This is a genomic window from Leucobacter celer subsp. astrifaciens, assembly GCF_001273835.1.
GTDB classification, from domain to species: Bacteria; Actinomycetota; Actinomycetes; order Actinomycetales; family Microbacteriaceae; genus Leucobacter; species Leucobacter celer.
In genome coordinates this window covers 36,373-48,648 of record NZ_JHEI01000145.1, presented here as the reverse complement: position 1 = coordinate 48,648, position 12,276 = coordinate 36,373, and the positions used below count along the sequence as shown (strand labels likewise).

At 69.4% G+C, this 12,276-nt stretch carries 12 protein-coding genes; 8 read left to right on the top strand and 4 right to left on the bottom strand.

Annotated features, from left to right (window positions below; genetic code table 11):
* The first annotated feature begins 224 nt into the window (after positions 1 to 224).
* Positions 225 to 821 (top strand): class I SAM-dependent methyltransferase, encoded by a 597-nt coding sequence (locus tag AMS65_RS15855; protein WP_053385148.1) that lies wholly within the window; start codon positions 225 to 227, stop codon positions 819 to 821.
* A 38-nt stretch (positions 822 to 859) separates the two neighbouring features.
* On the opposite strand, the gene AMS65_RS15850 is transcribed toward AMS65_RS15855, so the two are convergent.
* The gene (locus tag AMS65_RS15850; RefSeq protein ID WP_053385183.1) at positions 860 to 1,375 is read right to left on the bottom strand and encodes a GNAT family N-acetyltransferase; all 516 of its coding nucleotides are present in this window, start codon (positions 1,373 to 1,375) and stop codon (positions 860 to 862) included.
* Positions 1,376 to 1,428: 53 nt separating this feature from the next.
* Positions 1,429 to 1,986: a tetratricopeptide repeat protein gene (locus tag AMS65_RS15845; protein ID WP_083451774.1), complete on the bottom strand. Its 558-nt coding sequence runs from the start codon at positions 1,984 to 1,986 to the stop codon at positions 1,429 to 1,431.
* A 208-nt stretch (positions 1,987 to 2,194) separates the two neighbouring features.
* Between AMS65_RS15845 and AMS65_RS15840 the strand changes: the two genes are divergently transcribed.
* Complete coding sequence (locus AMS65_RS15840; protein ID WP_053385147.1) at positions 2,195 to 2,773, top strand: hypothetical protein; 579 nt, start codon at positions 2,195 to 2,197, stop codon at positions 2,771 to 2,773.
* A gap of 148 nt (positions 2,774 to 2,921) precedes the next feature.
* On the top strand, positions 2,922 to 3,380 hold the full coding sequence (locus tag AMS65_RS15835; protein ID WP_053385146.1) for a GNAT family N-acetyltransferase: 459 nt from the start codon (positions 2,922 to 2,924) through the stop codon (positions 3,378 to 3,380).
* A 13-nt stretch (positions 3,381 to 3,393) separates the two neighbouring features.
* Here the strand turns inward: AMS65_RS15835 and AMS65_RS15830 are convergent, their stop codons facing one another.
* A complete protein-coding gene (locus AMS65_RS15830) occupies positions 3,394 to 4,443 on the bottom strand; it encodes an LLM class flavin-dependent oxidoreductase (RefSeq protein ID WP_053385145.1) in 1,050 nt (349 codons plus the stop codon).
* A 147-nt stretch (positions 4,444 to 4,590) separates the two neighbouring features.
* On the opposite strand from AMS65_RS15830, the gene AMS65_RS15825 reads away from it, so the two are divergent.
* The 5 genes from AMS65_RS15825 (at position 4,591) to AMS65_RS15805 (ending at position 10,141) form a co-directional block, all read left to right on the top strand.
* Positions 4,591 to 5,361, top strand: coding sequence for an ABC transporter ATP-binding protein (locus AMS65_RS15825; RefSeq protein WP_053385144.1), 771 nt, complete (start codon positions 4,591 to 4,593; stop codon positions 5,359 to 5,361).
* Entirely contained in the window at positions 5,358 to 6,752 is a 1,395-nt protein-coding gene (locus AMS65_RS15820; protein ID WP_053385143.1) for an ABC transporter permease, read from the top strand. Before AMS65_RS15825 ends, AMS65_RS15820 begins: the two co-directional genes overlap by 4 nt.
* 149 nt (positions 6,753 to 6,901) lie before the next feature.
* Complete coding sequence (locus AMS65_RS15815) at positions 6,902 to 8,470, top strand: leucyl aminopeptidase family protein (protein WP_053385142.1); 1,569 nt, start codon at positions 6,902 to 6,904, stop codon at positions 8,468 to 8,470.
* A gap of 5 nt (positions 8,471 to 8,475) precedes the next feature.
* Positions 8,476 to 9,777, top strand: coding sequence for a M18 family aminopeptidase (locus AMS65_RS15810; RefSeq protein ID WP_394324730.1), 1,302 nt, complete (start codon positions 8,476 to 8,478; stop codon positions 9,775 to 9,777).
* A 79-nt stretch (positions 9,778 to 9,856) separates the two neighbouring features.
* Complete coding sequence (locus AMS65_RS15805; RefSeq protein WP_053385141.1) at positions 9,857 to 10,141, top strand: hypothetical protein; 285 nt, start codon at positions 9,857 to 9,859, stop codon at positions 10,139 to 10,141.
* 152 nt (positions 10,142 to 10,293) lie between these two features.
* On the opposite strand, the gene AMS65_RS15800 is transcribed toward AMS65_RS15805, so the two are convergent.
* Positions 10,294 to 12,237: a primary-amine oxidase gene (locus AMS65_RS15800; RefSeq protein WP_053385140.1), complete on the bottom strand. Its 1,944-nt coding sequence runs from the start codon at positions 12,235 to 12,237 to the stop codon at positions 10,294 to 10,296.
* Positions 12,238 to 12,276 lie beyond the last annotated feature (39 nt).

Below are 12,276 nucleotides of genomic sequence, written 5' to 3'. Positions count from 1 at the left end.
CTTCGAGCCCTCTCCCTTCTCTCTCCCTTCTCCCTCCGAGCCCGCGACCCGCTCATCCCAGAGAACTCGGGCACCTGCGACAGGGTTGCACTCTGCAGCACCCTGCCGCAGGTGCACGAACTACGGCCGGTCACGACGTCCGACCCAGGCCGCTCGGGCGAGCGACCAGGTGCTCCGGTGAGGAACGATGATGAGTGGGTCTGCTCCGCGGCTAGGCTGGATCCATGACGATCGACCGGGTGTCGGCGGCCTACTCCGCGCGTGTGGAGGAGTACATCGAGGTCGTCGGCAGGATCGAGCACGCGGCGGAGCAGGACCGGGACTTCCTGCTCGCGTGGGCGCGCGGGATCGGCGGAAGGATCATCGACGTCGGGTGCGGCCCGGGGCAGTGGACGGACTTCCTCCGGCGCGAGGGCATCGATATCGAGGGCGTCGATCCGACCGCGGCCTTCATCGCGGATGCGGCGAGACGCTACCCCCGTGCGCGTTATCGGGTGGGGCGGGCGGAGCGTCTCGGGGTGCGGGACGAGAGCCTCGGGGGAGTGCTCGCGTGGTTCTCGCTCATCCACATGCCTCCTGAAACCATCGATGAGCCGCTCGCGGAGTTCGCCCGGTGCATCGCGCCGGGCGGGGGCCTGCTGATCGGGTTCTTCGACGGATCAGCCGGCGAGCCTTTCGACCACGCGGTGACCACCGCCTACACCTGGTCGGCCGAGGCGCTCGCCGAGCGTCTCGAGCACGCGGGTTTCACCGTGACCGAGGCCCGCACCCGCGTGGACCCGGGGGTGCGCCCCCAGGGCGTCATCGTCGCGCGGAGGTGAACGCCGGTCTGCTCCGTCCGCCGACCGGGCGCGTACCGTCACAGGGTGACGCGGTACTTGAATCCCACGTGGGAATCGGTGAAGCCCAAGCCCAGATAGAACCGGTGCGCCTCCGCTCTGGCGCTGTCAGAGGTGAGCTGCACCAGAGTCGCGCCGACGGCCGGCGCGGCCTTCGTCATGGCCCACCTCATCATCGCGCCGCCGATCCCGAGCGACCGCGTGTGCGGGGCGACTCGCACCGCTTCGACCTGAAGACGGGTGCTTCCCCGACGCGCCAGGCCGGGAATGCTGGTCAGCTGCAGAGTACCGACGATCGCATCCGTCGCGTCGGCGGCGATGATCAGCTCGTTGCGGGGATCCTCGACGATCTGAGACAGGGCGCGGCGGTACGCCGATCCGTCATCAGGGCCCGGGTTCTCTCCGCGAGCCGCGCTGATCGGGTCGTCGTGAATCAGTGCGACGATGGCGTCGAGATCCTCGGGCACGGCCCGCCGGATCGTCACCTGCCCGTGCCGTGTCTCGAGGGTCGTCGGGAGGCGCAGCTGTTCGATCACGCCCCCATCTTCGCACTTCGTCGGAACGGGGCCGTCCGGTGCGAGTGCCGCGCTCACGGCCCGGTCGGGGCGGGATTCCGCTCAGAATCCGACTTCAGTGAATCCGGTGACGTCTCAGCGGATGCGGGCCGTGCGCGGGTGACGAGTTGCTCCGCGTAGTGCTCGACCGCGCGGCGGTACCGCGGCAGCGTGCGGGAGAGCGCCACCAGAGCCGTGCGGAGAGCCTCGTCCTGGTGGCCGCTGTCTCTGAGCGCCAGGGCCAGGAAGGCCTGGGCAGCGTCACCCGTGACCTCATCGTTCGGGTGTTCGCGGAGAAGCCGGACAGCGGCATCCGGTTCGCCGACGTTCCGCAGCGAGCTCGCGAGCTGGATGATCGCCTGCGGTTCTCGGGCGCCGGCGAGGCCGAGTTCGAGAGCGGCCTCGTAGAGCGGAATCGCCTCGCGCTCCATGCCGAGGTAGTCGTGCACGGAAGCCCACTCGTACACGGCCTCCGGGTCATCGGCGGGACGTTCCTCGACCAGCGCGTGCATGGCCTCGAGGGCAGCCTCGGGCTGATCCTCGTCCACGGCATCCCAGAAAAGGCCGACCCTTGTTTCCCAACTCGCGGTCATGCGTCAAGCGTAGGTGCGGGAGCCATTCTCCGTCGACCGCCCCCTCTGGGTGCTCGGTGTCCAGCCCGGGGCTGGGGCGACGTGCTCGGCGAGGGTCCGCCCAGTACACTGTGATTTCCTGGACCGCTCTCCGAATACGGGCGAATCCGTGAAAACCTCGGTCGCGCCCCAGCGGAGCGATCGCCCCTCCCACTGAACCGGCTGGTCAATGACTCTCTCTCGCTTTCGCACTCTGCCGCCGCCCGCACCCGAGTGGGAGGGGCGCAAGGAGGGCGAATCGCTGGTGTTCGCCGCCGTGCGGGCCCGGTTGAGGACGTTCGGGATCGCCATCGCGGTGATCACCCTGTGCGCGGGTGCGCTGGTCAGCGCCCTGGCGATCCTGGTCGCGCCCGAGTCCGGGCGAGTGGCGCGCATCGTAATCATCGCAGCTGCACTGTGCCTCTGCCTTCCCCTGCTCCTCGTGCTGAAAGCGCCGTTCCGGGCGCGGACGATACAGGTCACCCTCGCCTACGATCACGACGCTCTGACGCTCACGATCGGCTCGGATGCTCGCCGGATCCCGTTCGACGAGATCAGCGGCCTGATCTGGTGCACCGGTACCGAATACGCGCGCGTCGTCCTCGAATGGCAGGGGAGACGATGCTCGCTCCTGGCCGGAATCGCCCGGCCGCTCCCGGGCAGCCGCCCCGATCTGCCCGAGATGTCGATCGGCCTCCAGAGCGCACTCGAGCGTGCGGGCCTCGCGGCTTCCGCTCGGACGCCGGGCTACACCAGATATCGGCGCTGAGTCTTCGCGGATCCCTGCACTGGACCCCGTGTTCGGCTTTCAGCCCAGCGTGGGGGCGATGCGCTCGACGAGGGCCTGCCGCACATGCAGGTGGTGCTCGGAGTCGTCGTGGTTCAGCGATGTGTAGAGTCCAATAGGCTGTTGAATCATGCACCGCATATCTCGCGCAGACCTTGCTGATCCTCGTTTGATTCAATTCCTGCACGATCATCTGCGCGATCTGCTCCCGACGGCTCCTCCGGAGAGCCGGCACGCGCTCGACCTGAGCGGATTGTGTGCTCCAGGCGTTCGGGTTTGGGCGGCGGCCGATGAGGAGTCGGTTCTCGGGACTGTCGCCCTTGCCTCGCTCGATTCAGGGCATGAGGAGCTGAAAAGCATGCGAACCGACCCTGCGCGCCGTGGAGAGGGGATCGCGTCCGCGTTGCTCGAGCATGCGCTCGCGGATGCTCGCGAGCGAGCCGTAACGCGAGTATCTCTCGAGACGGGAAGCATGGAGTTCTTCGCACCTGCCCGGGGCCTCTACCGAAAGACGGGGTTTCAGCTGTGCCAGCCCTTCGGATCCTATCGAGAGGATCCGAACAGCGTGTTCATGACTCTCGCGCTCTGAAGAGCAGGACTCCTTACACCGCGTCGCCCTCGACCGCTCTCTCCGTGTTGGGTTTCCAGCCCAGCGCGGGGGCGACGTGCTCGGCGAAGGCCTGCAGCACGTGCAAGTTGTACTCGGGGCCCAGCTGATTCGGGATCGTGAGCATCAGGGTGTCCGCGGCCATGACGGCCTCGTCGGCCTTGAGCTGCTCGATGAGGCGATCCGGCGTGTCAGCGTAGGTCTTGCCGAAGGTCGAGCGGAACCCGTCGATGACGCCGATCTGATCCTGCCCGTCGCGCCCGCGCAGCCCGAAGTACGCCTCGTCCTCCGCGCTCACGATCGGGAAGACGCTGCGGCTCACGGAGACGCGCGGCGAGCCGGTGTGACCGGCCTCCCGGTAGGCCGTGCGGAAGCGATCGATCTGGTCGCGCTGCAGCACGTGGAAGGGCTCGCCCGTCGCCTCGGTGAGCAGGGTGGAACTCATGAGGTTGAGCCCCTTGCGACCGGTCTCCTCGGCCGTGGCGCGGGATCCCGCACCCCACCAGATGCGGTCGCGCAGGCCGGGGGAGCGGGGCTCGATCGAGAGCCTGCCGGGAGGCGCCATCTGCGGGTCGCTGTCGACGAGCGCCTCGCCCTCGATCGCGCGCAGGAACAGCTCGAACTTGTCCCGCGCGATATCGGCGCCGCGCGGGTCCTCGGCCCCGGTGTAGCCGAAGGCCTCGTAGCCGCGCAGTGCGGTCTCGGGGGATCCCCGGCTCACGCCGAGGGCGATTCGCCCGTCGGCGATGAGGTCGAGCGCCGCGGCCTCCTCGGCGAAGTAGAGCGGGTTCTCGTAGCGCATGTCGATCACGCCGGTGCCCACCTCGATGCGCTTCGTGCGCGCGGCCATCGCGGTGAGCAGCGGGATCGGTGATGCCGCCTGCCTGGCGAAGTGGTGCACGCGCACATAGGCGCCGTTGACGCCGATCTCGTCGGCGCCCTCCGCGAGCTCGATGGTCTGGCGCAGCATGTCGCCCGCGGTGCGCACGCGCGACCCGGGCACGGGCCCGTAGTGCCCGAAGGAGAGGAATCCGAACGCTTTCATGTCGAGTGCAACATGTGATCCCGGATTGTATTCCTGCGCATATATTTGTCTCCGGATGCCCGCCGGTCGCGAAAGCGGTACCGGGGGACGACTCCCGCGGTACCCAGGGCTGACGCGATGCCGCGGGCCGCCTTCTAGCGTCGAAGCATGGATATTCGACCGAGCGATATGGACCTGGTGGCGCGGGTCGCCCACCTCAGCAAGCACTACGGCGACCGGGCCCACCTCGTCACCGCCCTCGACGATGTCTCGATCGGCATCAAGCGCGGCCAGTTCACCGCCATCATGGGGCCGTCGGGATCGGGAAAATCGACGCTCATGCACGTCATGGCCGGCCTCGACAGCGCCAGCGAAGGACGTGTGTGGCTCGGTGACGACGAGATCACCGACCTCGGCGACGCGGCGCTCACGAGGCTGCGCAGGCGCCGGATCGGATTCGTGTTCCAGTCGTTCAACCTCGTGCCCACCCTTGACGTGATGGGCAACCTGCGGCTGCCCTTCGAACTCGACGGGCGCAGGCCGACGGCGCAGGAGCGGGATCGGATCGCCGCGCTCGTCGCCGCGCTGGGCCTCGAGGGGCGCACCACCCACCGCCCGCACGAGCTCTCCGGTGGGCAGCAGCAGCGCGTCGCGATCGCGCGCGCCCTCGCCACCAGGCCCGACATCGTCTTCGCCGACGAGCCGACGGGCGCCCTCGACTCCCGCACGGGCCGCGAGGTGCTCGCTCTGCTGCGCTCCGCGGTGGTCGAGGGCGGGCAGAGCATCGCCATGGTCACGCACGATCCCATCGCCGCGAGCCACGCCGACCGGATCCTGTTCCTCGCAGACGGACGCATCGTCTCCGATCGCGGTCCCATGCGACCGGAGCAGATCTCCGAGACCATGCTGAACCTCGAGGCGCAGGGGGCCGCGGCATGAGAGTGCCGGCCGGGATCCGCGAGCACGCCGCGACCATCGTCGTATCGGCGCTCAGCACGATGTTCGCGGTCACGCTGATCCTGTTCACCGGTGTGCTCACGGCCGCCCTCGACCCGGCACTCATCGCGGAGTCGGGTACCTTCCGCATGATGCTGCTCGTCGTGTCCTTCGTGTTCATCGTGATCGCGCTCTACGTGGGAGCGATCGTCACGGCCAACACCTTCGCGACGATCATCGCCGGGCGCACCCGCACCATCGCGCTGCTGCGGCTGGTGGGGGCGACCTCAGCGCGCGTGCGGACCCGGGTCGCGGGGGAGGGCCTCGTCATGGGCGCCATCGGCGCCGCGCTCGGCTTCGTGCTCGCGGAGGCGCTCTGCGCCGTCGCCGTCGTGTGGGGTCCGGGCCTGGGGTGGCTGCCGGAGGGGCGCGTCTACCCGCTCTTCGACCCGCTCGCGCTTGTCGCGCTCGCCGTGGTCGTGGTGACCACCTGGGCCGCTGCGTGGGTGGGATCGCGACGAGTGGGCCGGGTCTCGCCCGTCGAGGCGACCGGTGCGGCCGTCGAATTGCGGCCGGAGGAGGCCCGAGGACGCACGGCGCGCACTGTGTGGGCGGTGATCCTGTTCATCATCGGCGCCGCGCTGCTCACGCTGGGCCTGCTGCTCAGCCTGGTCTCCCCGCTCGCCCTGCTCGTCTCGTTCTTCGGCGGGCTCTTCTCCTTCACCGGGATCGCGCTGGGGGCGCACCTCGTGATGCCGCCCCTGCTGCGCCTTGCCGGAAGCCTCTTCAGGGGGACGCCCACCGGCCGGCTCGCCGCCGCGAACGCCGTGCGATTCCCGGAGCGCAGCTCCCGCTCGACCATCGGGCTCGTGATCGGGGTCACGCTCGTCACCATGTTCGCGGTCGCGCTCGACAGCTACCGCACCATGACCCTCCTCGCCTTCGAGAACGATCCGGCGCTCGCCGCCACGCTCGATCAGACGCTCACCGTGACCACCGCGGTGTTCACGGGCCTCGTCGGCTTCTCGGCGGTCATCGCGGCCGTCGGCATGGTGAACACCCTCTCGCTGAGCGTGCTGCAGCGCACCCGCGAGCTCGGGCTGCTGCGCGCGCTGGGATTCACCGGCGGTCAGGTGCGGCGCATGGTGCTCGCCGAGAGTGCGCAGATGACGCTCGCCGCGCTCGGCTTCGGGCTGCTGCTCGGCGTCTTCTACGGGTGGGCTGCGGCCCAGTCTCTGCTCGGTTCGCAGCTCGGGATCGCAGCGCCGACGATCCCCTGGCCGGTGCTCCTCGGGGTCGTGGTGTTCGGGGTGCTGCTCGCGCTCGTCGCCGCGGCCGCGCCCGCCCGTCGTGCGATCCGGGTGTCGCCCGTCGTCGCGCTCGCCGTCGATTGAGTCGCGAAGTGGGAGTCGCGTTCTGCCGCTTCGCTTCGGGGAGAGCGGCAGAACGCGACTCCCACTTCACGAGTGCACAGGGCGTGGGGGTGAACGAGTGGGAGTGAGCGGGGCGCCCGCGGGTGTCCGGCAGGGCTAGGCTGGAGCCCATGAGTGTTGTGATTGATCCTGCCTTCGATCCCGTTCCCTCGCTCGCGCACTCCACGCGGGTCAGCGTCTCGGCGACGCCCCTCGGGGATCCCGCCGCGACGGCAGTCTTCGTCTCCTCGGAGGGCGAGCTGCCCGCGGATCTCTCCGAGATCGGACGCGACGCGCTCGCAGCCGCGGGCTTCACGGGCGCGTCGAACCAGACCCTGCTGCTGCCCGGCAGGCCGCTGCGCGTGCTGGTGGGCACCGGCAAGACCGGCCTCGAGACCGACGCGCAGCTGCGCGACGCCGTCGCCGCGTTCACCCGCGCGGCTCGCGAGGCCGGCCGCCTGGCCGTCGACCTCACCGGGATCCTCGACTCGGTGGAGGACGGCGCCGGCGACTGGGACGCCGACGTCGCCGTGCAGGCCGCGATCGAGGGAGCGGTGCTGGCCCGCTACCGCTACGACGCGCTGAAGGGCGATCCGAGCACCGTCGCCCTCGACGAGCTCATGCTGCAGATCGGCGATGAGCACGTCGAGGCGGCCGAGTACGGCGTCGAGCGCGGTCTGGTGCTCGCGCGCACCGCCGCGATCGCCCGCGACCTCGCGAACACCCCGCCCCGTCACCTCAGCGCCGTGAAGTTTGCCGAGGTGATCGAGCGGCTGGCTCCGGAGTTCGGGCTCGAGGTCGAGGTCTTCGACCGCGCGGCGCTGATGGAGCTCGGCACCGGCGGCCTGCTCGGCGTCAACGCGGGCAGCATCGAAGAGCCCCGCATGATCAAGGTCTCGTACCGCCCGGCGGACGCCGACGGGTATCTCGCGCTCATCGGCAAGGGCATCATGTACGACTCCGGCGGCATCAGCCTGAAGCCGTCGAACGCCATGCACGCCGCGATGAAGTTCGACATGATGGGCGCCGCGGCGGTGTTCGCGTCGATGACCTCGCTGCGCGAGCTGGGAGCCAGGACCGCCGTGACCGGCTGGCTGATGTGCACCGACAACATGCCCTCCGGCAGCGCGACCAAGCTGGGCGACGTGCTCACCATCCGCGGAGGCAAGACCGTCGAGGTGAAGAACACCGACGCCGAGGGTCGCCTCGTGATGGCGGACGGCCTGGTGCTGGCCGCCGAGGAGGAGCGCCGTCCCGACGCGATCGTCGACATCGCCACGCTCACGGGCGCCGCGATGATGGCGCTCGGCACACGCACGGCGGCGATGCTCGCCAACAACGACGCCGTCGCCGAGCAGCTGCAGGCCGCCGCCGATGCGACCGACGAGAACATCTGGCGCTTCCCGCTCGACCACCGCTACCGCGACCAGCTCAAGTCGAGCACGGCCGACCTGTCGAACATCGGCGGACAGTACGCGGGCGTGATCCTCGCCGCACTGTTCCTCAACGAGTTCGTCGACGGCCTGCCCTGGGGGCACCTCGACATCGCCGGCACGATGCAGGCCGAGAGCGACGAGCTGTGGCGCTCGACCGGATCCACCGGCTTCGGCGCACGACTGCTGGCCGAGTTCGCGGCGGCGTTCGAGAAGCCGGACTCCGACGAGACCGACACCGAGTCCGGCGAGACGGAAGAGGTCTAGGCGCCGTGGGCACGGGGCAGCAGGGTTCGCCGCAGCGTCTGCTGGCGGATCGCGACGCCTACATCGAGCAGTTCTCGGAGTTCGTCTCGGCGTCGCCCAGCTCGTTCCACGCGGCGGCGTCGCTCGCCGCCGCGCTCCTGGACGCCGGCTTCGAGGTGCACGACGAGGCCGAGGCCTGGACGGCCGTGCAGGCCGGATCGCGCGGCTTCGTCGTGCGCGACGGCGCACTGATCGCGTGGCGCGCAGGGGAGGGCGTCGATGCGACGAGCCCCGTGCGGGTGCTCGGTGCGCACACCGATTCGCCGGGCTTCGTGCTCAAGCCCCGGCCCGACTTCACCGCGGACGGATGGGCCCAGGCCGGTGTCGAGGTGTACGGCGGCCCGCTCGTCAACTCGTGGCTCGACCGCGACCTCGGCTTCGCCGGGCGCATCGTGACCCGCGACGGCGCCGAGCACCTGGTCAGTACGCCCGCGGTCGCGCGGATCCCGCAGCTCGCCATCCACCTCGACCGCGAGGCGAACACGGGCCTCGCACTCGACCGGCAGCGCCACGTGCAGCCGGTGCTGGCGGCGGGTGCCGAGGACGTCTCCGTGCTCGAGCTGCTCGCCGCGCAGGAGATGCGTCCCGAGGACATCGCCGGAACCGATGTGCGCCTGTACGACACCCAGTACCCGCAGCGCATCGGCGCGCGCGGCGATCTTCTCGCCTCGCCGCGCCTCGACAACCTCAGCTCGACCTTCGCCGGCCTCGTCGCCCTGATCGAGAGCGAGCCGGCCCCCGCCACCGTCGCGATGCTCGCCGCCTTCGACCACGAGGAACTGGGATCGCAGACGCGCTCGGGTGCGTCCGGTCCGTTCCTCTCCGACGTGCTCGATCGCATTCGCGTGGGCCTCGGCGCATCGACGGAGGACATCGCGCGCGCGAACGCGCGATCCTGGTGCCTCTCCGCCGATGCCGGGCACTCCGTGCATCCCAACTATCCGGAGAAGCACGATCCTCGGGTGCGCCCGCTCGCGGGGAAGGGGCCGATGCTGAAGGTCAACGCGAACCAGCGCTACGCGAGCGATGCCCACGGCGCGGCGCTGTGGCGCGGTCTTTGCGAGGCCGCCGGCGTGGCGACGCAGGAGTTCGTGTCGAACAACACGGTGCCGTGCGGATCCACGATCGGCCCGCTCACCGCGACGCGGCTCGGGATCCGCACCGTCGATGTGGGGGTGCCGCTGCTCTCGATGCACTCGGCGCGCGAGTTGGCGCACGTCGACGATCTGCACGGACTCGCCCGCGCGACCGGAGCGTTCTTCGCCTGAGGGGATTCCCGCGATGACGTTCGTGTCATCCTCGGAGGTGCTCTGTCCGAATCGCGCTGCCGTTCGCTAGGATCGTGCTATGAGTGAGATGCAGCAGGCGGGGAACGGCAGCGTGGCCCTGACGCGCGAAACGCTGACACCCAGCGTGCAGCGCATCGGCGGCCGCGACATCGAGATCACATTCCTGGGCAGCAATGCGTACGGTCAGCCGACGTGGATCATGTGGAATGCCGACGAGCCGTTCCTCATCGGCATGCTCTGCCAGGGCAAGATGGGGTATCACTTCGAGCAGCGCACCAGCTCGGGCACGATGCTGCACGAGAACATCTCGCTGAGCCGTGTGCAGCGCGCGCTCGGCGGCTGAGCGGGATCTTCGCAGCCTTCTCGGGTTTCGACTCGNNNNGCTCGCTCAACCGGCGGAGCGCGGTCTCTCCCGCCGGTTGAGCGGAGCGCAGCGGAGTCGAAACCCGAGACCCATCCCGAGTTCGACTCCCTCTCTGCTCTGCTCTGCTCTGCTCAGTCGACGGCGCCGTGGTCGCAGTGGCAGGATCCGCCCGCGCAGCAGGATCCCTTGGCGGGGGAACGCGGTGCGTCGAGCGACGGGTTGCGGTCGAAGAAGCCGAAGGGCTTCAGCGTGAATGCCACCTTGTCGACGGGCATGATGGGCCAGTCCTCGGTGCGGGTGATGTGGTGGATGCCGAAGACGTACCAAAGCACCACATCGGTGTCGACGAGGTTCTCGTCGTCGGCGATCCACGAGCTCATGCCGTTGCCCAGATCGTTCTTCGACTGCGTCGGGTAGTCGCCCGCGGGCCACATCTCGCTGTCGTGGTGCTTGGTGACCCACAGCGTGCTGCCGATCACGGGGTTGCGGCGCAGGATCGGCGAGGACTCGTCGAACATCGCGGGGAACGACCCCGTCGGCACGAGCTTGTAGGCGGTCGGGGCGCCCCAGGCGTTGAGCTTGCCGGGATTCTGCACCTTCCAGGCGCGCTGCCGTTCCCAGCTGTAGAGGCGCCCGGCGTCCTTCTCCGAGGCGATCACGGTGCCCTGCGTGTGGAGGTCCAACCCCAGGGGGTTCGCGTCGCTGAGGGGCGCCGCCATCGAATCGGACTCGACCACCGTGTTGTCGCCGCCGTCGATATCGAGGTCGAGGCGGGCCACCAGGAAGTGCTGATGGTAGGGGGCGTACGTGCGACGGTCGACGACGGTGCCGGTGGGGAAGGCGGCCGCGTCCTCCTCCATCGGGGTCGAGACCATGATGCCGGTGGCGCGGATCTCGCACTCGATGTTGCCGTCGGGGTAGAAACGCCAGTACACGAGGTACTCGTAGTTGGCGACCGTCGCGTGCACCGAGATCACGAAGCGGCGCATGCGGCGCACCTCGGTGCCGGCGTCGGGGTCCACGTGCTTCCAGAGCACTGCGTCGTCCTCCTCGTGCAGGCAGATCGCGTTCTTCGTGACCCGGGACTGCCCGCTCGTGTCGGGGAGCACCCCGTCGAGGTAGGTGATCTCGCCCAAGCAGTCGCAGCCCAGCTCGAGAGAGGTGCACATGTAGCCGAAGCCCCACTCGCCGATGTCGAAGGCCGTGCGGCGGTAGTGGTCGAAGCTCGAGTCGCGGTAGGGCACGATCATCTCGGCGAGCGACATGCGGTAGGCGACGTCCCGGTACTCGTCGCCGTCCTTGAAACGCACCTGGTAGAGCACCGGCCCTTCGCGGTAGTTGAACCCGATGCGGAACTCCCAGTCCTGCCACCGCAGCAGCGATCCCTCGATCTCGAACGAGACCCCGTCGGGCTGCACGATGTCGAGCGGTGTGAGATCCTGCCGCTCCTCGATCCCGCGCAGCTCGGGGGTGTACTCCGCGTCCACCTCGGGGAAGCCGCGGTCGTGCCCCTCGTCGATCTGCAGCACTTCCATGGTGTTCACGTCGACGATCACCTTGAGGCCGCTCACGGGGTGGGCGTAGGGATTGCCCCCGGGGGTCGCGCGCTCCCAGATGTCCACCCAGCCGAGGCGGCGATCCCGCCACTGCTCCGGCATCACCTCGTGGCCGTAGGTCCAGAGGTCGAAGAGCACGAGGTCGGGATCGACGCCGCGGCGCTCGAGCGCCTCCCGCACCGCCGGGTCTTTCCGCAGCGCCACGTCGCAGTCGTGATACTCGTCGACCGTGAAGTTGGGCGTCACGCCCGGAACGTGCTCCCAGCTCTCCAGCGTGCCCTCGGTGAGGTTCACGATGGCCTCGTAGACGTCGTTGCTCTGCTTGTTCCAGAGCACGGCGAGAGAGCGGCGCACGATCGGGTCCCCTTCGCGCCAGGCCTTGACCGCGACCTTCGGAGGCTCGCGCAGGATGATCGAGGCGTAGCGCCAGCCGGCGTCGATGCCCTTCTCCACGGCCAGCAGTGCCGAGGTCGCCGAGAGTTCGTCTGCCGTCAGTGAGTCGAGCGGGTGGGATCCCATGGTTCCTCCAGTCGCCGGGTCGCGCCGTTGCGGCCCGCT

Excerpts from the sequence above, each read along its gene's own strand:
- AMS65_RS15855 (WP_053385148.1), top strand. The coding sequence starts at position 225 with ATGACGATCGACCGGGTGTCGGCGGCCTACTCCGCGCGTGTGGAGGAG.
- AMS65_RS15845 (WP_083451774.1), bottom strand. The coding sequence starts at position 1,986 with ATGACCGCGAGTTGGGAAACAAGGGTCGGCCTTTTCTGGGATGCCGTG.
- AMS65_RS15840 (WP_053385147.1), top strand. The coding sequence starts at position 2,195 with ATGACTCTCTCTCGCTTTCGCACTCTGCCGCCGCCCGCACCCGAGTGG.
- AMS65_RS15835 (WP_053385146.1), top strand. The coding sequence starts at position 2,922 with ATGCACCGCATATCTCGCGCAGACCTTGCTGATCCTCGTTTGATTCAA.
- AMS65_RS15830 (WP_053385145.1), bottom strand. The coding sequence starts at position 4,443 with ATGAAAGCGTTCGGATTCCTCTCCTTCGGGCACTACGGGCCCGTGCCC.
- AMS65_RS15825 (WP_053385144.1), top strand. The coding sequence starts at position 4,591 with ATGGATATTCGACCGAGCGATATGGACCTGGTGGCGCGGGTCGCCCAC.
- AMS65_RS15820 (WP_053385143.1), top strand. The coding sequence starts at position 5,358 with ATGAGAGTGCCGGCCGGGATCCGCGAGCACGCCGCGACCATCGTCGTA.
- AMS65_RS15815 (WP_053385142.1), top strand. The coding sequence starts at position 6,902 with ATGAGTGTTGTGATTGATCCTGCCTTCGATCCCGTTCCCTCGCTCGCG.
- AMS65_RS15805 (WP_053385141.1), top strand. The coding sequence starts at position 9,857 with ATGAGTGAGATGCAGCAGGCGGGGAACGGCAGCGTGGCCCTGACGCGC.
- AMS65_RS15800 (WP_053385140.1), bottom strand. The coding sequence starts at position 12,237 with ATGGGATCCCACCCGCTCGACTCACTGACGGCAGACGAACTCTCGGCG.